At 41.4% G+C, this 18,510-nt stretch carries 20 protein-coding genes; 10 read left to right on the forward strand and 10 right to left on the reverse strand.

From position 1 onward, the window contains the following. Positions 1–843, forward strand: coding sequence for an alpha/beta hydrolase (locus EWE74_RS17485; RefSeq protein WP_130142952.1), 843 nt, complete (start codon positions 1–3; stop codon positions 841–843). A 25-nt stretch (positions 844–868) separates the two neighbouring features. On the opposite strand, the gene EWE74_RS17490 is transcribed toward EWE74_RS17485, so the two are convergent. The 6 genes from EWE74_RS17490 to porX all read right to left on the reverse strand — a co-directional run bounded on the left by EWE74_RS17490 (position 869) and on the right by porX (position 6,083). Next, positions 869–1,915, reverse strand: coding sequence for an ABC transporter ATP-binding protein (locus EWE74_RS17490; RefSeq protein WP_130142953.1), 1,047 nt, complete (start codon positions 1,913–1,915; stop codon positions 869–871). 33 nt (positions 1,916–1,948) lie between these two features. Continuing rightward, on the reverse strand, positions 1,949–2,737 hold the full coding sequence (locus EWE74_RS17495) for an outer membrane beta-barrel protein (RefSeq protein ID WP_130142954.1): 789 nt from the start codon (positions 2,735–2,737) through the stop codon (positions 1,949–1,951). 16 nt (positions 2,738–2,753) lie between these two features. After that, positions 2,754–3,494, reverse strand: coding sequence for a hypothetical protein (locus EWE74_RS17500; RefSeq protein ID WP_130142955.1), 741 nt, complete (start codon positions 3,492–3,494; stop codon positions 2,754–2,756). Further along, the gene (locus EWE74_RS17505; protein WP_190995495.1) at positions 3,494–4,027 is read right to left on the reverse strand and encodes an RNA polymerase sigma factor; all 534 of its coding nucleotides are present in this window, start codon (positions 4,025–4,027) and stop codon (positions 3,494–3,496) included. The genes EWE74_RS17500 and EWE74_RS17505 overlap by 1 nt, the downstream gene beginning before the upstream one ends. A gap of 73 nt (positions 4,028–4,100) precedes the next feature. Beyond that, positions 4,101–4,511, reverse strand: a complete 411-nt coding sequence (gene tsaE, locus EWE74_RS17510) for a tRNA (adenosine(37)-N6)-threonylcarbamoyltransferase complex ATPase subunit type 1 TsaE (RefSeq protein WP_130142957.1) — start codon at positions 4,509–4,511, stop codon at positions 4,101–4,103. Positions 4,512–4,529: 18 nt separating this feature from the next. Then, positions 4,530–6,083: a T9SS response regulator signal transducer PorX gene (porX, locus tag EWE74_RS17515; RefSeq protein WP_130143139.1), complete on the reverse strand. Its 1,554-nt coding sequence runs from the start codon at positions 6,081–6,083 to the stop codon at positions 4,530–4,532. A gap of 198 nt (positions 6,084–6,281) precedes the next feature. Here porX and EWE74_RS17520 point away from each other — a divergent pair, with 198 nt between their 5' ends. The 7 genes from EWE74_RS17520 to EWE74_RS17550 all read left to right on the forward strand — a co-directional run bounded on the left by EWE74_RS17520 (position 6,282) and on the right by EWE74_RS17550 (position 12,743). Next, positions 6,282–7,547 (forward strand): HD domain-containing protein, encoded by a 1,266-nt coding sequence (locus tag EWE74_RS17520; protein ID WP_130142958.1) that lies wholly within the window; start codon positions 6,282–6,284, stop codon positions 7,545–7,547. 21 nt (positions 7,548–7,568) lie between these two features. Further along, a complete protein-coding gene (gene lpxD, locus EWE74_RS17525) occupies positions 7,569–8,612 on the forward strand; it encodes a UDP-3-O-(3-hydroxymyristoyl)glucosamine N-acyltransferase (RefSeq protein WP_130142959.1) in 1,044 nt (347 codons plus the stop codon). A gap of 23 nt (positions 8,613–8,635) precedes the next feature. Continuing rightward, entirely contained in the window at positions 8,636–10,033 is a 1,398-nt protein-coding gene (locus EWE74_RS17530) for a bifunctional UDP-3-O-[3-hydroxymyristoyl] N-acetylglucosamine deacetylase/3-hydroxyacyl-ACP dehydratase (protein ID WP_206365292.1), read from the forward strand. Position 10,034: 1 nt separating this feature from the next. Then, a complete protein-coding gene (gene lpxA / locus EWE74_RS17535) occupies positions 10,035–10,832 on the forward strand; it encodes an acyl-ACP--UDP-N-acetylglucosamine O-acyltransferase (RefSeq protein ID WP_130142961.1) in 798 nt (265 codons plus the stop codon). A 12-nt stretch (positions 10,833–10,844) separates the two neighbouring features. Further along, positions 10,845–11,468 carry an ABC transporter ATP-binding protein gene (locus tag EWE74_RS17540; protein WP_130142962.1) on the forward strand — a complete coding sequence of 208 codons (624 nt, stop codon included), beginning with the start codon at positions 10,845–10,847 and terminating at the stop codon, positions 11,466–11,468. Between the two features lie 69 nt (positions 11,469–11,537). Next, positions 11,538–12,098 carry an elongation factor P gene (gene efp, locus EWE74_RS17545; RefSeq protein WP_130142963.1) on the forward strand — a complete coding sequence of 187 codons (561 nt, stop codon included), beginning with the start codon at positions 11,538–11,540 and terminating at the stop codon, positions 12,096–12,098. Positions 12,099–12,170: 72 nt separating this feature from the next. Then, on the forward strand, positions 12,171–12,743 hold the full coding sequence (locus tag EWE74_RS17550; RefSeq protein WP_130142964.1) for a 5-formyltetrahydrofolate cyclo-ligase: 573 nt from the start codon (positions 12,171–12,173) through the stop codon (positions 12,741–12,743). Here EWE74_RS17550 and EWE74_RS17555 read toward each other — a convergent pair. Next, positions 12,724–14,019, reverse strand: coding sequence for an HAD-IB family phosphatase (locus EWE74_RS17555; RefSeq protein ID WP_130142965.1), 1,296 nt, complete (start codon positions 14,017–14,019; stop codon positions 12,724–12,726). The genes EWE74_RS17550 and EWE74_RS17555 overlap by 20 nt on opposite strands. Beyond that, the gene (locus EWE74_RS17560) at positions 14,016–14,990 is read right to left on the reverse strand and encodes an SDR family NAD(P)-dependent oxidoreductase (RefSeq protein WP_130142966.1); all 975 of its coding nucleotides are present in this window, start codon (positions 14,988–14,990) and stop codon (positions 14,016–14,018) included. Before EWE74_RS17560 ends, EWE74_RS17555 begins: the two co-directional genes overlap by 4 nt. Before the next feature lie 91 nt (positions 14,991–15,081). Here EWE74_RS17560 and EWE74_RS17565 point away from each other — a divergent pair, with 91 nt between their 5' ends. Together EWE74_RS17565 and rmuC are read left to right on the forward strand one after the other, a co-directional pair. After that, the gene (locus EWE74_RS17565) at positions 15,082–16,269 is read left to right on the forward strand and encodes a formimidoylglutamase (protein ID WP_130142967.1); all 1,188 of its coding nucleotides are present in this window, start codon (positions 15,082–15,084) and stop codon (positions 16,267–16,269) included. Further along, complete coding sequence (gene rmuC / locus EWE74_RS17570; RefSeq protein ID WP_239018701.1) at positions 16,196–17,599, forward strand: DNA recombination protein RmuC; 1,404 nt, start codon at positions 16,196–16,198, stop codon at positions 17,597–17,599. The genes EWE74_RS17565 and rmuC overlap by 74 nt, the downstream gene beginning before the upstream one ends. Positions 17,600–17,665: 66 nt before the next feature. On the opposite strand, the gene EWE74_RS17575 is transcribed toward rmuC, so the two are convergent. Continuing rightward, positions 17,666–17,992 (reverse strand): nucleotide pyrophosphohydrolase, encoded by a 327-nt coding sequence (locus EWE74_RS17575; RefSeq protein WP_130142968.1) that lies wholly within the window; start codon positions 17,990–17,992, stop codon positions 17,666–17,668. Positions 17,993–18,002: 10 nt separating this feature from the next. Further along, entirely contained in the window at positions 18,003–18,449 is a 447-nt protein-coding gene (gene dtd, locus EWE74_RS17580; protein ID WP_130142969.1) for a D-aminoacyl-tRNA deacylase, read from the reverse strand. Positions 18,450–18,510 lie beyond the last annotated feature (61 nt).

Consider the following 18,510-nt stretch of genomic DNA (forward strand, 5'->3'; position numbering starts at 1 on the left):
ATGAAATTTATTTATTCTATACTATTTGTGGTGTTATTAAATTATTATTCGCTGGCACAAGAAAAAGTGGCATTATATAGCGAAATTCCCAATGCAACAAAATCTGCAGAAGACCTAGGAGAAGAAAATGTTCCTGTTCTGTATAAATATGAATTGCCAAGTGCGAAGCAGGCGATACTGGTGATTCCCGGTGGAGGGTACTCCCATGTAGCTATTAATCATGAAGGACATGAAATAGCGGAAGCATTTAATGAACAAGGTTATAGTGCGTTTGTATTATATTATCGTCTACCTAAAGATGAGCATATGAAAGTGCGAAAAATAGGCCCTTTACAAGATGCACAACGTGGTATACAATATATTAGAGAACATTACGATTTCGATCGGGTCGGCGTAATCGGGTTTTCCGCGGGAGGCCATTTGGCAGCATCCTTATCAAACCACTTTGATGATGTGAAAATTGACAATAAAAACGCTATTAACTTAGCGCCTGATTTTTCGGTATTGATCTATCCTGTTATTTCAATGGATGATGAGGTTACACACAAGGGGTCTAAGAAAAACTTGATAGGAGAAGAACCTAATACAGATGATTTGGTGTATTTTTCATTGGAGAAACAGGTGTCTGCGAAAACCCCACCTACGTTTTTGGTGCACGCCGAGGATGATAAAGGGGTTCTTATTGCGAATGCATTACGTTACAAAGAAGCTTTGGATAAAGTAGGTGTAGTTAATGATATATTCATTTATCCAACGGGAGGGCATGGTTTCGGATTAAATAACAAGACCGATGCGAGAAAATGGTCGGACTATATGTTTACGTGGCTGGAAAATCTGAATTGAAGAACAGAAACGCGTCGTAAGGGTATTAGCGGAACGTGATGTATTTTGCTATACTGACCGTTACCTTGCTACCGATGGAAATAGCGGGTAATGGGTGCATGATAGCATGTAACGAAAATTCTCCGTTGTGCAGTACCCATTCTTTATAAAAACCACGGAAACGTATATCTTTTACATAAAATACACCTTGAGGGTTTTCCACAAAAGTCACATCTTCTTGATGGATACCAATGGTATGCGGGGTTAAGATGTCTAGACGTGCGGCTTGATCCGGAGACAGTATATTGCTCTTTGCTAGAAGTTGGGCCGTGTAGCTGTGAGTCGGTTCGTAGTAAAGTTTTGTCGGAGATCCTTGCTCCACTATCTGGGCGTTTTTCATCACGATTAATTCATCTGCCATGGCTAAAACTTCCGTCGGATCATGGGACACTAAAACTATCGTGAGTCCGGTGTCTTCAACAATTTGCCGCATATCTTGCTGTAGCGCGTCTCGAAATGCCGCATCGACCTGATTGAATGGCTCGTCCATCAACAGTGCCTCCGGTTCGTTTACCAGTGCACGTGCAATAGCCACGCGTTGTTTTTCTCCGCCGCTTAAATCGGCAACCCGTTGTTGAGCGAGGTGAAGAATCTTTAGCCTGTCTAACGTTTCACGAGTCTTAGATTCTTTCCGAGCAAGGTTGGTGTTCGGCAATTGGGAGGCTATATTATCCCACACTTTAGCATATAAGTTGAGATCATCAAATCCCTGTGATACCAACTTCATCGCATCATGTCCGGGAATCAATTTATCTTTTCGAGTGGGAATCAACCAGCCGCGATAGCGCACCTCTCCCGAAGAGGGCGCTAATAAACCATAAATAAGTTTTAATAATGTAGTTTTGCCGCTTCCCGATTCTCCAATGATTGCTGTAATCTTTCCCTCCTTTATACCAAAATCAACTTTACGAACTGCTACAACATCCTGTTTCGCATGAAAGATATGGGAAAGATCTTCACCATATATAAGTGGTATGCCTATCTTTTCTTGGTCGGTTGGGATATATTGACAGGAAGAGGTTTGCTGCGCCATAGAGAATATTGAACCTTGTGAGGCACAAAAGTATTAAAACCCTAAAGTCAATCCAAATGTGAAATTATTTAAGTTCTCTTGATTCGGGCTATTTTCGAATATGTCATTCATGTAATATTTCGCAAAAAGACCCAATGATCCAAACCCTACCCGTGCGAATGCACCATATTGAAAACTTGCCAAATTGTAGTTGTCCTTGAACTTTTGTTTACCATGTTCTTCACTTTTAAATCGTTGTGTCCCTTTTAGTAACACCCCCGTCATGGCACCAAAAGCAATTTTCGGACGGTGGCCTTGATGATTTCTGCGGCCACGCCATTCGAAACTCAATGGCGTGCGAAGATAGGTAGACGTAAAAATGTTCTTTTTATACGTGATGTCAGACGGGCTATACGTTAGTGGAGTCGCTTCGGTGTCTAGAATAATATCATTTTTCAACCGGAGGTAATTCCACTCGAAACCTGCAGATACGTACATTTTGAAAGTTTCATTGAAACGTACACCAAATTGGGCGACATCAAATCCAAAATTGGATGCTTTTTTGTATTTCAGAAATTGATTTTCCTCGCCTAACGTAAAACTTCCATCGTCTATCAGACGCGAAAACCCCCAATCTATCCGAGTAAAAGTAAGACCACCAAATACACGCGGATATTTAATTTCCTTTCCACGGTCGTCATAGTCTTTTTTCCCTATGGTTGGTTCGATGTTAATTTTTCGGGCGATCGTATCGTTGCTATCATCTTCTTGCGTAAAAGCATGCTGTGCTGAGAAAAGCATCGCTATGCTCATTAGTCCGGTGTATAATAAGTTTGTTTTCATCTAATTGTTTTTTTAATTATCTTCTTTTTTTATGACGGTTTTTTACTAAACTATTAACGATATCGAGACGGAGAAACCCTTCTTCGTCTTTGCTGAATTGAACGGTTGTATGATCGGTCGGGTTCAATGCGTCGGAAATTTTGTTTAAGATACCGGGTACTATGCCTTCCACCGGCTTTTGCGTGGAAGCTAACATGCTCTCTTCCGTTTCAGGGTCATCAATTAGTGGAGCTATCGGTGGAACGTTGATAACGTATTGCTGCGGTATTGTACCCGCTACTTGAAGGCCGTCTGTCAAAGCCAGTGAGACACCAACAGGTTTGAGTTTCACCAGTTTTAGATGGCGCTCTTGACGCGATGAATCTTCGCTAATTGGTTTTTTTTGTTTGGGGGTGGAAATCCGATGTGCCAATGTTTCGGGTTTTGCCAATACCTGTTGTTTTGGCTTCTTTTGTTTTGGCTCGTTCGTATGCGTTGTCTCCATAGGGATTGCCGGGGGAGATGATTTGGATGTTTCTTGTGTGGCAATCGGTATGTCAAGTGTAGGTGTAGGTTGCATGATACGATATAACAACGCGATCAAGCCCAAACACCCAACAACTATTGCCGCATACTTTACCCAATCAAGCCTTCTGACTGGTACTACTTTTTCGCGATCTAATTGGTTTTCAATTTGATGCCAAATGTCGTTTCTCGGTGGAATCGTATGCTGTTCCAATTGCTCCTTAAATAGTTTGTCTAGTTCTTTATTGTTCATTACCCGATATGTTCAATTTTCAACAATTTTTCTTTTAACCATTGCCTTGCTCTGGACAACTGTGATTTGGAGCTGCCTTCGCTGATAGATAGCATTTGTGCAATCTCTTTGTGTGAGTACCCCTCGACGACGTATAAGTTAAAGACTGTCCGGTAACCGATTGGAAGCTCCGTCACTATAGCTAACAGGTCTTTATATCGCAGGTTTTCGTCGCTTTCCGCACGACTATCTGCCATAGGATAATCGTGCGTAAGGGGTTCAAAAAAATGCCTTCTCCTGTCTCGGTGTAATTCGATCGCCGTGTTGACCATAATTTTACGAATCCACCCTTCTAACGAGCCCTTATTGTCAAACAACTGTCCTTTTGTAAATACCTTAATGAATCCTGCTTGGAGGATTTCCTCCGCTTCCGATTCATGTTGAGCATAACGTAAACACACACTAAACATTCTTCCGGATAATGTTTGATACAATTGAAACTGTGCTTTGCGGTTTCCCGCTAGACAGGCATTCCATAAGGTATCTAAATTCATGTTATCCAATTTCTAGTTTAGTCTTTGTTAAAAAGACGATGGTAATGGCAGAAAGGTTGCACGAAGAAGAAAATTATTTTACGAGGATGGTTCTGCTGCTGGGAGACACCACCGTTAGGGTTATCCGTCGGGATTTTTCTGGAAGAAGATTGGAGATTTTTTCTGGCCACTCCACAAAACAATATGCATCGGTATAAAAATAGTCTTCATATCCCATATCTAACGCTTCTTCTTCATGCTTTAAGCGATAGAAATCAAAATGATATATCGGACCATGCGGTGAACTGTATTCATTAACGATGGAGAATGTTGGGCTGCTGGTGCTATCGGGGACCTCTAACACCCTGCAAAATGAGTTGACTAAAGTTGTTTTGCCCGCACCCATGTCGCCATATAGCAAAAAAATCCTATCGTTTGGGAAATTGGATAGTATTTGCCTGGCGGCAGTATCAAGTTCTTGAAGATTGTTTACGGTGATGTTCATGGTCGTCATTCAAAGCTATTATTTAGGTGTATAAACCGCATATGGAATAATCATTTCTTCTAAAGAGATCCCCCCGTGTTGAAAAGTCTCGATGTAATAATTGACAAAATGATTGTAGTTGTTGGGGTATACAAAAAAGTAGTCATCTTTCGCAAACACAAATGCAGAGCTTACATGAAGCTTGGGAAGTTGTGCATCATGTGGGTTTTTAATCACAAACACTTCTTTGTTTTTGTAATTCAAATTTCGTCCTTGTTTGTAACGCAAGTTCGTATTTGTGTTTCGATCTCCAATAATCTTACTAGGTTTCTTTACGCGTATAGTACCATGATCGGTTGTAATGATAATACGTACATTCCGTTGGGAGAGCCACTTGAGGGCATCGAGTAGTGGAGAGTGCTCAAACCAGGATAATGTTAGCGAGCGATAAGCCCGCTCGTCGTTTGCCAGTTCCCTAATCATGGCTACATCCGTTCGTGCGTGCGAAAGCATATCGACAAAGTTGTAGACCAAAACGTTTAAATCATTTTGCATAAGGTTATTTAACGATTCAACAATATCTCTACCTTGACTTAATGTCAATATTTTATGATAGGAGTGTTTTAAATCACGACGATAGATACGATTGATCTGATCCGCTAAAAATTTATCTTCATGTAAGTTTTTACCGCCCTCCTCATCATCATTTTGCCAAAGGTTGGGGAATCTTTTTTCCATTTCCAAAGGCGTTAAGCCACTGAAAATTGCATTTCTGGCATATTGAGTGGCTGTAGGCAAAATGCTATAATAGGCATCTTCCTCTTCCAGTCTATAATAGTCTGTAATGATTTCGTTGATGACTTTCCATTGGTCATACCGCAAATTATCAATCAAGAAGAAGAACGTGGGACGCTCTTTATCGAGCTGGGGAAACACTTTATTCTTAAAAAGTTGATGCGATTGGATTGGTCCCTCTTCCTTGTTTTGTATCCAATTTAGATAATTCTTTTCTATAAATTTAGAGAAGAGAGTGTTGGCATCTGCTTTTTGCATCGTAAGAATCTCGTGCATGCCTGCATCTTCTAGTTTTTGCAAAGAAAGTTCCCAGTAAATCAGCTTGCGATAGGCCGCTACCCACTCTTTATAATTGAGATCGTCGTTAATGGTCATCCCCAGATTTCGGAACTCCTGTTGATAAGCCATGGAGGTTTTTTCACTGACGAGACGTTTATTTTCGGTAAACTTTTTTATGGTGAGGAGGATTTGTTTGGGGTTGACGGGCTTTATCAGATAATCATCAATCTTGGAACCAATTGCATCTTCCATCAAGTGTTCCTCTTCATTTTTTGTTACCAATACCGTAGGAATGGTTGGATTAATCGTTTTCAATATCGCCAGTGTTTCCAATCCCGTTTTGCCTGGCATGTTCTCATCGAGAAAGACCAAGTCAAAAGGTTCATTCTGAAAAGCCTCGACCGCGTCGTTACCATTATTAACGGTTTTGACCCGATATCCTCTTTCTTCCAATAATAAAATATGTGGCCTCAAAAATTCAATTTCGTCATCAGCCCACAGGATGTATATCTTTTGTATCATTTATTTTTAACATTAATTAACTTCATTCTCCTTATCTTTGCCCTTAATTTAGACATCCGAAAGCGCTTAAGCACAACGGAAAAAGAAAGAGGGGTGAGCCTTTGAACTCGTTGAGGCTACGATGGGGTTCATTGTTTGATAAACACTCGTCCGTATCTCGAAAGTAAAGATAATAATTAACATCATAGCGTAAAGTTGAATAAGAAAAAGATAATTAACGACCCTGTCTACGGATTTGTCACTATTCCGTCAGCTTTCATTTTTGACCTTATTCAACATCCCTATCTCCAGCGCTTGCGTTTCATCAAGCAAGTAAGCATGACACATTTGGTGTATCCAGGCGCGCTTCACACGCGTTTCCAACACGTTGTCGGCGCCATGCATCTCATGTCGTTAGCCATGGATACGCTTCGTCATAAAAATGTACCCATCAGCTCCAAAGAAGAAGAGGCCGTGCTGATTGCGATATTGTTGCACGATATTGGTCACGGGCCTTTTTCGCATTCGTTAGAACATACGCTTATTGAAGGGGTATCGCATGAAATGCTTTCCTCATTGTTGATGGACAAACTGAATCACGAGTTCGCTGGCAGGCTGTCCTTAGCGATTACTATTTTTAACGATCAGTATCCCCGAAAGTTTTTTCATCAATTAGTTTCCAGTCAACTGGATATGGATCGTATGGATTATCTCAACCGCGATAGTTTTTTTACAGGCGTATCCGAGGGGGTTATTTCCTTTGATCGCATCATTACGATGCTCAATGTGGAGCAGGGGGAGCTGGTTGTAGAGGCCAAAGGTATCTATTCTGTCGAAAAATTCTTGATTGCTCGCCGCCTGATGTATTGGCAGGTTTATTTACATAAGACTGTTATCAGTGCCGAACAAATACTCATTAAGATTCTGTATCGCGCTAAAGAGTTGGCGGTACAAGGAAAAAATTTATTTGCTACACGGGCGTTGAACCATTTTTTGAAAAATAAAATTAACCATCATAATTTCTTGGAAGATCCCGGGCATTTAGAATGGTTTACGCGACTAGATGATACCGATATCCTGTCTGCCTTGAAAGAATGGGTACATGAAGAAGATAAAATTCTAAGTACGCTTTGTCGGAAATTGATGAATAGAGATCTGCTGCGTACAGAACTTAGAAATACGCCTTTTTTGGAAACGGAAGTAGCTTTGGTACGGGAAAAAGTAAAAACTCATTTTGATTTGGAAGACCACGAAATTGATTACTTCGTGTATACACAAGTCATCCAGAACAGTGCCTATGATATACAACACAATAATATTAAAATTATCAATAACAGAGGTTATGTTCAGGATATTACAGAAGCCTCTGATGTTTCTAATTTAGAAGCTTTAGCAAAGCGGGTGGTTAAGTTTGCCATTTCCTATCCTAAGGAAATTGGGCATCCATTGGACGGAGGTAATAATTTCTCAAAAAATAATTAAGAAAAAGTATACATTTGTAAGATGCAATTTACTGCAAATCAAATAGCAACATTATTAAACGGATACGTTGAAGGCGACCCCGATGTTCTTGTAAATCAATTGGCTAAGATTGAAGAAGGCGAACAGGGGGCATTGGCTTTCCTATCAAATCCAAAATACGAGCATTTCCTTTATGAAACGAAAGCGTCTGCTGTTATCGTTAATCAGGACTTGCAGTTAACGAAGCCTGTTAACGTTAGTTTAATTCGCGTAAAAGATGCGTACTCCGCTTTTTCAGAGCTTTTGCGTATTTACGATCAATTACGTAACGAGCGGAGCGGAATCGAAGAACCTTCTTTCATTCACGAGTCGGCAAGTGTTGGACAAGATCTATATGTAGGTGCGTTTTCTTATATCGGACGGGATGTTGTCATTGGTAATCAGGTGAAGATCTATCCGCAAGTTTATATTGGGGACGGTGTTACCATTGGGAATAAAACCGTGATTTATCCAGGTGTTCGGATCTATCGTGATAGTAAAATCGGCGATAATGTCATCCTTCATAGTGGGGTGATCGTCGGAAGTGATGGATTCGGTTTTGCACCACAGAAAGATGGTACCTATAATAAAGTGCCGCAGATCGGAAATGTAATCATCGAAGACGATGTCGAAGTAGGGGCAAATACGGTGATCGATCGGGCTACACTAGGTTCTACCACTATTCGCAAAGGCGTAAAACTGGATAATTTGATACAGATAGCGCATAATGTAGAAATCGGTGCGAATACGGTTGCTGCGGCGCAAACAGGCATATCCGGAAGCACGAAGATCGGTGAGAATGTCATCTTAGGTGGACAAGTAGGTGTAGTCGGTCATATTCAAGTAGCGACGGGATCACAAATTCAAGCACAATCGGGTGTTAATAGATCGATAGACCAGAAAAATAAGAAATGGGGTGGTACTCCCGCCATGCCCTATAATAGTAATTTGCGTTCGCAAGTAATTTATAGTAAACTGCCTGCGCTAGAGCGACGTGTCGCTGAACTCGAAGCTCGTCTTAAAGAACTTTATAACGAAAATCGATAAATTTCCTAAATAGAATGCTAGATATGAATGTAAAACAGAGGACGATACAATCTGAAATATCGATTTCAGGCATCGGATTGCACACGGGCAAAGCTGTGAACATGACGATTAAACCTGCACCGGAATTTCATTGGTATAAATTTAAAAGGGTGGATTTAGATGGGGGACCTGTCGTGGCTGTAGATGCAGATAATGTCTCCGATACATCGCGTGGGACGACCATTTCTCAAAATGGTGCATCAATCAGCACCATCGAGCATCTGATGGCCGCGTTGGTTGGACTTCAGATTGATAACGTTCTCATCGAAATAGATGGTCCGGAAGTTCCTATTTTAGATGGAAGTTCCCGTATTTTTGTCGAAAAATTAGTAGAAGCTGGCTTCATAGATCAGGAAGCTGATCGCGACTATTACGAAATTCAAGACAACATTGTTTATGTAGAGAAAGATCGTAAAGTAGAGATTATAGCCATGCCGTTGGATGGCTATCGTCTGACTTGTATGATTGATTTTAATTCGCCAGTGCTTGGGAGTCAACATGCCTCTATCAGTAATATAACGGAGTTTAAAGGGGAAATTTCCAGTTCGAGGACATTCTGTTTCTTACACGAACTAGAAAGTTTGGTCAATCACAACTTAATCAAAGGAGGCGATTTATCCAATGCCATTGTTATTGTCGATAAAGAGGTAAGCAAAGAAGAGTTGGATAAATTATCTGGGCTATTTAACAAAACGGTGGAGGTAGCTAGTGAGGGGATTTTGGATAATATCCAATTGCGTTATCAAAATGAGCCTGCACGCCACAAATTGTTGGATATGATCGGTGACTTGGCGCTAGTGGGACGTCCGTTAAAGGGACATATTATGGCTGCCCGTCCAGGGCATGCAGCCAATGCTGCTTTTGCGAAGAAAATAAAAGCGCAAATGAAGAAGGATAAAAATCGTAAAAATTTAAAAGTTTACGATCCTAATATGACGCCAGTCTACGATACGGTGCAAATCATGAAAATATTACCGCACCGTCAACCCATGTTGATGGTCGATAAAATTTTGGAACTGTCGGAAACACATGTGGTGGGATTAAAAAACGTCACCATGAATGAGGATATTTTCATGGGGCATTTCCCCGAAGCACCCGTGTTTCCTGGTGTATTGCAGATCGAAGCTATGGCACAAACAGGGGGTATTTTAGTTTTAAATACGGTTCCTGATCCAGAAAATTGGCTTACATTGTTCCTAAAAATAGAAAATGCACGTTTTAAGAATCAAGTGACTCCTGGAGATACAATTATTTTCAGTTGTGAGTTGCTCGAACCGATTCGTCGCGGAATTGCCAGAATGAAGGGGGTCGGCATGGTAGGCGATAAGGTAGTAAGTGAAGCGGAGCTTATGGCTCAAATTGTAAAAGTAAAAGGTAATTAGCATGATACAACCGTTATCATATATACATCCGGAAGCTAAAATAGCCCAGAATGTGGTGGTAGAGCCATTCTCCACTATTCATCGGGATGTAGAAATTGGAGAAGGTACTTGGATTGGATCCAACGTTACTATTATGAATGGTGCCCGTATCGGGAAGAACTGTCGTATCTTTCCGGGAGCCGTTATTTCGGGCGAACCACAAGATCTAAAGTTTGAAGGAGAGATTACAACGGCCGAGATCGGAGACAACACAACAATTCGAGAGTGTGTCACCATCAATCGGGGTACAAAAGATCGATACAAGACCGTAATTGGGAAAAATTGCCTTATTCAAGCATATAGTCATATTGCACATGATTGTTTCGTGGGCGACAACTGTATCTTCTCCAATTCCAGTACACTGGCGGGACATATTACGGTTGGAGACTATGTCGTCCTTGCAGGCATGGTCGCTGTACATCAATTCTGTAAAATCGGTTCGCATGCCTTCGTAACGGGAGGAACATTGGTTCGAAAGGATGTACCACCATTTATCAAGGCCGCTAGAGAACCTATTGCTTATGCAGGAATTAATTCTGTTGGGTTGCGCCGCAGAGGATTTAGTACGGAAGAAATTACAGAAATCCAAGATATCTACCGTGTATTATTTGTACAACACCGTAACTTGACCAAAGCATTGGACTTGGTAGAAGCAGAATTTACGCCGACAGAATTACGTGACGAAATCCTTTCCTTTGTGCGTAATTCCAATCGAGGCGTCATTAAAGGTTTTAATCAGGGAAGGTCCTCTACACTTTAAAAAGCGCAATTATTGAGTATAACTTTACAAAATTTAGGCAGACGGTATAATAGAGAGTGGATTTTTCGTCGGCTAGATTACACTTTTTCACTCGGTAAAAAATACGCTGTACTAGGGTCGAACGGTTCAGGCAAATCTACGCTGTTGAAGGTGCTGTCCGGGAGTCTTGCGCCGAGTGAAGGAAAAATTGCCTACGAGGATAAAGATATTCAACCCATTCTCCCCGAAGATGTTTTTCAACAATTGACGATAGCAGCGCCTTATATGGAGCTGATTGAAGAGTTTACTTTGCGGGAGTTGATTGCATTTCATTTTAAATTTAAATCCTATCTGCCCGGCTTTGATTTAAACGAAGTCGTTCGGACATTGCAACTGGAAAAAGCCGTAGACAAAGAAATCCGGTTTTTTTCGTCGGGCATGAAACAGCGGGTGAAGCTCGCGTTGGCTTGTTGCTCATCCAGTAGCATCGTTTTGCTTGATGAACCTATGAGTAATTTAGATGTTGCAGGAGAGGATTGGTATCTTTCTTTAATAGGACACACGATGCAAGCCAACCGCGTGTTGATTATAGGCTCCAATCAGCAAAAAGAATATGGCTTTTGTGATGAACAAATAAATATAATGTCTTATAAGTAACGAAAATTATCACTTTTATAAGAAGCAGATATTTCGTATTTTTGTTATACTAAACTCAAATAGGTTGTTATGTCAAAAGCATCTGAAGTAAAGTCAGGAAATATACTTCGTTTTAATGGAGAACTCGTTACAGTAGAGGAATATATTCACCGTACCCCCGGAAATTTGCGTGCATTTTATCAAGCTAGGATGCGGAATGTGCGTACCGGTAAGTTAGTGGAATACCGTTTTAGAACAGACGAAGAGGTAGAGATTGCCCGTGTAGAAACAAACGACTATCAATATTTATACGACGATGCTGACTTCTTCGTCGTTATGGATAATAATACATACGAGCAATTCAATATTCCAAAGGCGCTGTTCGGTGATGCGGCTCGATTCTTGAAAGAAGGTATGAATGTGTTGGTAGCGTTTGAAAGCGAGGAGCCTATAATGGCGAGCTTACCGGCTTCTGTCGAGTTAGAGATAACGTATACAGAGCCTGCTGTAAAAGGGGACACATCTACGAACGCCTTGAAAAATGCGACAGTGGAAACAGGGGTCGAGATTCGTGTGCCGTTGTTTATCAATCAGGGAGATAAGGTGAAAGTAGATACGCGTACAGGAGATTATATCGAGCGCATAAAATAAAAATATAAGGTTTAGGTTGATTATGCGGTCTTGTTAGCCTCTCTGGCGCAAGGCCGTTTTTTATAATCGCGCATGACGAAAGCGGAATTACGGATAAAATATAAACAAAGGCGTTCGCAGTTAACGGCGGCACAGTTCAGCGCTTTGAATAGTGGGATATGGCAACAGCTTTCACAATTTGATTGGGGAGGCATTCGTTACCTCCATACGTTTTTACCGATTGCGAAACAAAATGAACCGGATATGTGGTCGTTTATAACGGATGTCCGCGTGCATTATCCGGATATACATCTTGTTGTTAGCCGTTCTGAACCGAAAGACCATTCTATGAAACATTTTCTCCTAGAAGAAAATATCTTGCTAGCCGAAAATGTTTGGGGAATAGTAGAACCTATTGCGGGTGAAGTGGTAGCCGAGACCGCTTTAGACGTCGTATTGGTTCCGTTATTGATTGCGGACAAAGCGGGTAATAGAGTAGGATACGGGAAGGGATTCTACGATCGTTTTTTAGCCAAGTGTAGACCCGATTGTCGAAAAATCGGTATATCACTCTTTGAACCCGTTGAAAAAATCGATGACGTAGATCCCTTGGATGTGCCGTTGGACACCCTGATAACGCCCAATCTTATTTATACAATATCCTGAATTTTATCGTGTTGTCAATCTGTTTTAATTGCTTTAGAACATTTTTGTCATATGCCGTATGAATATCGGTAACCGCATAACCCAATTCCCCTCTAGTCATTAGAAATTGGGAGATAATATTGATGTCGTTTTCTGCGTACACCTTATTTATCTGTGCCATGACGCCCGGTACATTCTTATGGATATGCAATAGCCGGTGTGCTTGCGTAAGTCGGGGCAAGGTCAGGTTAGGGAAATTGCGGCTCATATAGGTATCTCCGTTATTGATGAAGTCTGCCATACGTTTCGGAATAAACTCGGCATTCCGCTTTCTGTATTTTTTATCGTCAAAAACGACAATGCCTTTTTCCGTACAGATATTTTTATTTACATGTCCCTTTGCATCACCCAGATAACCAATGGTCTTTAATTTGTCCGCTTGTGCGAGCTGTTCGTCGTCAACACGTATACTATCAGCCAATAAAAGTAGACCTACATCTTTCGTATACTTTTCTTCGAAGGTCTCTTTTACCCGGACAGAAAAACCGTCCCGTTTTAGAATATGGACAGCAATTTCCGGTACTTCACCCACAATAAGGCATAGAATACGGTTTTTAGGATACGAAATCGCACGCGGGAGATCGTTCACATATAAAAACTCATCAAAGCTAGGCGTAATGTGATCCGCTTTGTCCGTTACACTTTTACGGGAAATATTTTCTGTAAAAGCGAAGAACTTTTCAATTAGACCCGATTCCTTTAGCTGGAAGTCTGAATAACCGTCGCCAATACCGAATATTCTTCCGTCCAATTTAAGCTCGTTAAGCAGTTTGACTTTACCTCCTTCATCGGAAAGCGGGTTGTTCTCGTCATATCCGGTAATATTGCCATCGCTGTCAAATTTGAATGTATTGGCATATATATTTTCTTTCTGAATATGGTACGGTGTTACAACTGGTGTTATGAACTCCTTGAAACCGCCGGATACAATCAGGGCCGTATCTTTATGTTTTTTGAAAAATTCTTTATTTCGACCAAACGACCGGGATACCTTTTTTTTCAAATGGGTTACGAGTTTATCCAAATGGCTTCTGTTAGCATTTAAGAGCTGGACACGACCTGTTAGACTCTCCCGGAAGGAAATCTTTCCCTCCATGGCGAGGTTGGTATAATCCTCTATTTGTTGATAGATTTTATCCTTGTCAGGATGATCTTGTAAGGATATTCTTGCTAATTCATCCAAAGCTTCGACTTGCGTAAACGTGCTATCGAAATCGATGATGTAATAATTCTTCATTTATAAGTTTTAAATTCAATACTCATTTCTTCCAACGTTACATCAACCGGCTTAAAACAGTATCCCGTTGCGTCGATCAATTTCTTGTTCGAATAAGCCAGGTAAGCAGCCGAAGCTTTTGCGGTTTCACGCGTTAACGCCGGACGGCTTCCTTTGACATAAGCTACCATTTTCGCTATTCTCCAGGCTATACTCAGCATAAAAGGGTGTGCTTTAATCGTTGGAGCCGGTTTGCCAAGCAGTTTGGCGATACGCTCCAGTAAATTCTTATTGCTTAGGTTCTCACTATTAAGTACAAAGCGTTCACCCTGGATAGTACGATTATTCATCAGCAGTATCATGATTTTAGCCACATCTTCCACATCTACAATGCCTACTGTTCCCGGCGGATATACTTTGATTCCCTTTTGAATTAAGTTGAAAATTGCGCCCGAACCCTTTTTGCCGGAACCTATACCCATAATGACCGATGGGTTGACGATAACAGCGTCCAAACCCTCCATAACGCCTCTCCACACCTCCATTTCGCTCTCATATTTAGAGCGTCCGTATTTGGAATGGTCTTCACCATCATCCCATTTACTTTGTTCAGAAATCAACTCGCCGATCTTTGGTGTGCCCAAAGCCGCGATGGAGCTAACGTGTACCAAGCGAGCACCGTGTTCCAGACAGAGATTGACAATGTGTTTAGTACCTTCGATATTGGTGTGCAACATACTTGCCCAGTCTTCTTTTTGATAAGATATTTTGGCAGCACAATGATATACCTGTGTTACACCGTCAAAAACATCAGCTAAGGCAAAATAATCCGTGATATCAGCCGAAAACCATTCGACTAGGGAAGAGGAACGTAATAGCTCCGGGATTTCTGACTGTTCACGCTTGATGGCCAGAACAGCGTTTCCCTCATCGATTAACAGCTTAATCAATGTAGATCCTAAAAAGCCTGTTCCTCCTGTTACTAATATCACCGACCAAAGATAGCCTATATTTTTTTTCTTTTCACAATTTGTGGAAACTTTCGCTTTTGAGTTTTTAAATATTAGCTTTTACTTTGTTAACATGTCTTTAGCTGATTTCTTTACACCTATCCTAACACAGGACTTTTGTTCGGGTACCGATTTTTATAACTCACAATTCGGAAAAATTATACAGGCATATGAAGTTTCTTTCCCAGATCTGGAAGATGTCGAAAAAAAACCACATATAGCCTTAGTGGGGGTCGAAGAGGAGCGAGCATCTAGTAATAATGGGGGAGTGAAAAAATCGCCAAATGCGGTGCGGAAACATTTCTATAACCTCTATCAAGGCGATTATGATGTGCGTATTGCAGATTTAGGTAATATTCAAGCCGGAGCAACCATACAAGATACATACATCGCGTTAAAAACAGTGGTAGAAGAATTGGTTAAGCAAGATATATTGCCCATTATTATAGGTGGGGGGCAAGATCTTACCTATGCCCAATATACAGGCTATGAAGGATTGGAGCAACGTGTTGAAGTAGCCATCATCGATGCCCGATTTGATTTGGATCAAGATCATGTGGAGAACACACCACTAAACTCCAATACGTATCTCAACCACATTATACTGCATCAACCCGACTATCTCTTTAATCTGAGCAATCTTGCTTATCAAACCTATTTAGTAAGCAAGGAATCCATTAATATGTATGATAAGCTGTTTTTTAGTACCATGCGAATTGGCATGATGGCAGGCAAGCTCGATCAGGCCGAGCCGCTGATTCGTGCTGCGGATATGGTCAGCTTTGATGTAGGTGCTATACGAGCTTCCGAAGCGCCGGGCAATGCGAACGCCAATCCGAACGGATTATATGGAGACGAAGCTTGCCAGTTAGCGCGCTACGCGGGAATGTCCGATAAGTGTTCGTCGATTGGCTTTTACGAATATAATCCAATCTTTGACCCCATGGGGCATACAGGTAGCTTGGTCGCACAGATGATATGGTGTTTTATTGACGGATTTTATAACCGCAAAAACGATACGCCGGTAATTCCAAAATCAGCTTATATTATTTATCGTACGACTTTAGAAAATGATGATTACGAATTGATTTTTGTTAAAAGTAAAAAATCCGATCGATGGTGGATGCAAGTGCCGTATTTTGGATCAAGGTCGGTAAACGAACGGTATTATTGGGTGCCTTGTCGTTATGAAGACTACCAACAAGCGGTCGGGGGGGATATGCCTGACCTTTGGTGGAAAACCCATCAAAAACTACAATAGAGTAGGTCTTATGGATACATTGTCACTTTTCCTCATCATCGTCTTGTTCGGTATTCTTATCGGTGTACTCTGGCTGCAGGTCCATAAGGTGCCAAAAAGTGTCTTACGGCAAGTCGAAGAGGAGAAGAACGCGGCCGCTATAGAGCTGGCTAAAGTGCAAGAAAGAGAGCGGCTGCTACAGCAAGGAAAAGAACGTGTTGAACAGGCACTTGAAAACGAACGTCGTGAACGGTCGGCCGTGGAGCGAACACTCGAAAGTACCCATGCATATCTGCAGGCACAACAAGAGAAATATCAAACCCAACAAGAAGAAATGCAGCAATTGCGAAAGCAATTTCATTTAGAATTTCAACAGATGGCGAATGCTATTCTCGAAGAAAAGACCCAGAAATTTACAGCAGTTAACCAACAGCACCTCGATCAGATACTTACCCCATTAAAGGAAAAAATTACAACGTTCGAGGAGAAGGTCGAGCGAACCTACCAACAGGAAGCTGCGGAACGTAACGTATTGAAAGGCGTGGTAGAGCAGCTCATGCAGCAAAGTATGCTGATAAAAAATGAGGCGAATAACCTCACCAAAGCATTGAAAGGCGATAGCAAAAAGCAAGGGTCTTGGGGCGAGATTATTTTGGAGCGGGTGTTAGAGCGTTCGGGTTTGGTGAAGGATCAAGAATACCGGTTGCAGGTGGTATTTGGCGATGACAATAGCCGGAAGATTCCCGATGCCATTGTCTTGCTCCCTGAAAATAAACATTTGGTCATTGATGCCAAAGTGTCATTGACCGCCTACGAACGTTGGGTGAACGAGGAAAATGAAACAGAGCAAGCGCAGCACCTAAGGCAACATGTCCAATCCATTGAATCGCATGTCCGTCAACTATCCGCGAAAAATTACCACGACCTCTATGGTATCGATTCTCCCGATTTTGTTTTGCTGTTTATGCCGATAGAATCCGCTTTGAGCATAGCGATTAAAGAAAAACCAGATTTGTTTTCCGACGCGTGGGATAGGAGAGTAGTTATTGTAGCGCCTTCTACGCTACTGGCAACATTACGCACGATTGCCAGTGTGTGGGTGCAGGAACGCCAAAACCGTAACGTGCTGGAAATCGCCAAAGAGGCTGGGATGCTTTATGATAAGTTCGTCGGCTTTTTGAACGATATGCAGCAGTTAGAAAACCATTTATTGCGCGCATCTGAAAAACATCAGGAGGCTATGCGAAAGCTTTCTTCCGGTACCGGAAATGTGATTAAGAAAGTAGAAAACCTGAAGCAACTCGGCGCAAAAGCAAATAAACAGATTGATCCGAAATATTTTTCGTCCTAAATTTTCTATATTAGATGGTATGCATCCGATCATTTGCCCGTATTATTTGCAGAGATAGAACTAACCCTACCGTAATTTCTCGTTTTGCTGATGTCGGTCAGCGTCCCGGATGGATTTCTTTTCCAAGTTTTTTTGCAAGGCATCGGTAAGGTCTATGCCCGTTTGATTGGCGAGACAAATAAGGACAAATAACACGTCTGCCATTTCATCTCCTAAATTGACCTCTTTATCCGATTTTTTAAACGATTGCTCCCCATATTGCCGGGCCATAATTCGCGCCACTTCACCTACCTCTTCCATCAACATGGCTGTATTCGTTAATTCGTTGAAATAACGTACACCCGTACTGTTTATCCATTTGTCAACGATTTCTTGCGCTTCTTTTATTGTCATATTTTTCTTTTTACTCATTACTATCCATAACGATCGTCACTGGACCATCGTTGCGTAAGTCGATTTTCATGTCCGCTCCAAAAATACCCATTTGTACCTGTTTATTTAATAATGCTGATAGGCGTTTCCCCATGTGGAGATACAAAGGTTTTGCTTTGTCCGGCTTTGCTGCACGGATAAAAGAAGGACGATTACCTTTCTTCGTCTGGGCAATCAACGTGAATTGCGATATAAGAAGGATATTGCCGTCGATATCTCGAACAGACCTGTTCATCAAACCAGCATCGTCTGAAAAAATACGAAGACTAGCTAGTTTTTGCGCCAACCATTCCAGCTCTTTCTCAGTATCATTTTCTTCTACACCCAATAATACCAATAATCCCTCTTTGATGGCACCAGTACAGACGCTATCTACCGTACACGCGGCGTGTGTAACCCGTTGTATAACTGCTCGCATCCTGCAAATTAGAAATAAAAAGCTTTACTCCAGCTCTCATCAACAAAATAAAAGAAAATAT

It is taken from the genome of Sphingobacterium corticibacterium (assembly GCF_004208525.1).
GTDB classification, from domain to species: Bacteria; Bacteroidota; Bacteroidia; order Sphingobacteriales; family Sphingobacteriaceae; genus Sphingobacterium; species Sphingobacterium corticibacterium.

Bases quoted from the DNA above. Each gene is read 5' to 3' on its own strand.
- EWE74_RS17485 (WP_130142952.1), top strand. From the start codon at position 1: ATGAAATTTATTTATTCTATACTATTTGTGGTGTTATTAAATTATTAT.
- EWE74_RS17490 (WP_130142953.1), bottom strand. From the start codon at position 1,915: ATGGCGCAGCAAACCTCTTCCTGTCAATATATCCCAACCGACCAAGAA.
- EWE74_RS17495 (WP_130142954.1), bottom strand. From the start codon at position 2,737: ATGAAAACAAACTTATTATACACCGGACTAATGAGCATAGCGATGCTT.
- EWE74_RS17500 (WP_130142955.1), bottom strand. From the start codon at position 3,494: ATGAACAATAAAGAACTAGACAAACTATTTAAGGAGCAATTGGAACAG.
- EWE74_RS17505 (WP_190995495.1), bottom strand. From the start codon at position 4,027: ATGAATTTAGATACCTTATGGAATGCCTGTCTAGCGGGAAACCGCAAA.
- tsaE (WP_130142957.1), bottom strand. From the start codon at position 4,511: ATGAACATCACCGTAAACAATCTTCAAGAACTTGATACTGCCGCCAGG.
- lpxD (WP_130142959.1), top strand. From the start codon at position 7,569: ATGCAATTTACTGCAAATCAAATAGCAACATTATTAAACGGATACGTT.
- EWE74_RS17530 (WP_206365292.1), top strand. From the start codon at position 8,636: ATGAATGTAAAACAGAGGACGATACAATCTGAAATATCGATTTCAGGC.
- lpxA (WP_130142961.1), top strand. From the start codon at position 10,035: ATGATACAACCGTTATCATATATACATCCGGAAGCTAAAATAGCCCAG.
- efp (WP_130142963.1), top strand. From the start codon at position 11,538: ATGTCAAAAGCATCTGAAGTAAAGTCAGGAAATATACTTCGTTTTAAT.
- EWE74_RS17550 (WP_130142964.1), top strand. From the start codon at position 12,171: ATGACGAAAGCGGAATTACGGATAAAATATAAACAAAGGCGTTCGCAG.
- EWE74_RS17555 (WP_130142965.1), bottom strand. From the start codon at position 14,019: ATGAAGAATTATTACATCATCGATTTCGATAGCACGTTTACGCAAGTC.
- EWE74_RS17565 (WP_130142967.1), top strand. From the start codon at position 15,082: ATGTCTTTAGCTGATTTCTTTACACCTATCCTAACACAGGACTTTTGT.
- rmuC (WP_239018701.1), top strand. From the start codon at position 16,196: ATGAAGACTACCAACAAGCGGTCGGGGGGGATATGCCTGACCTTTGGT.
- EWE74_RS17575 (WP_130142968.1), bottom strand. From the start codon at position 17,992: ATGACAATAAAAGAAGCGCAAGAAATCGTTGACAAATGGATAAACAGT.
- dtd (WP_130142969.1), bottom strand. From the start codon at position 18,449: ATGCGAGCAGTTATACAACGGGTTACACACGCCGCGTGTACGGTAGAT.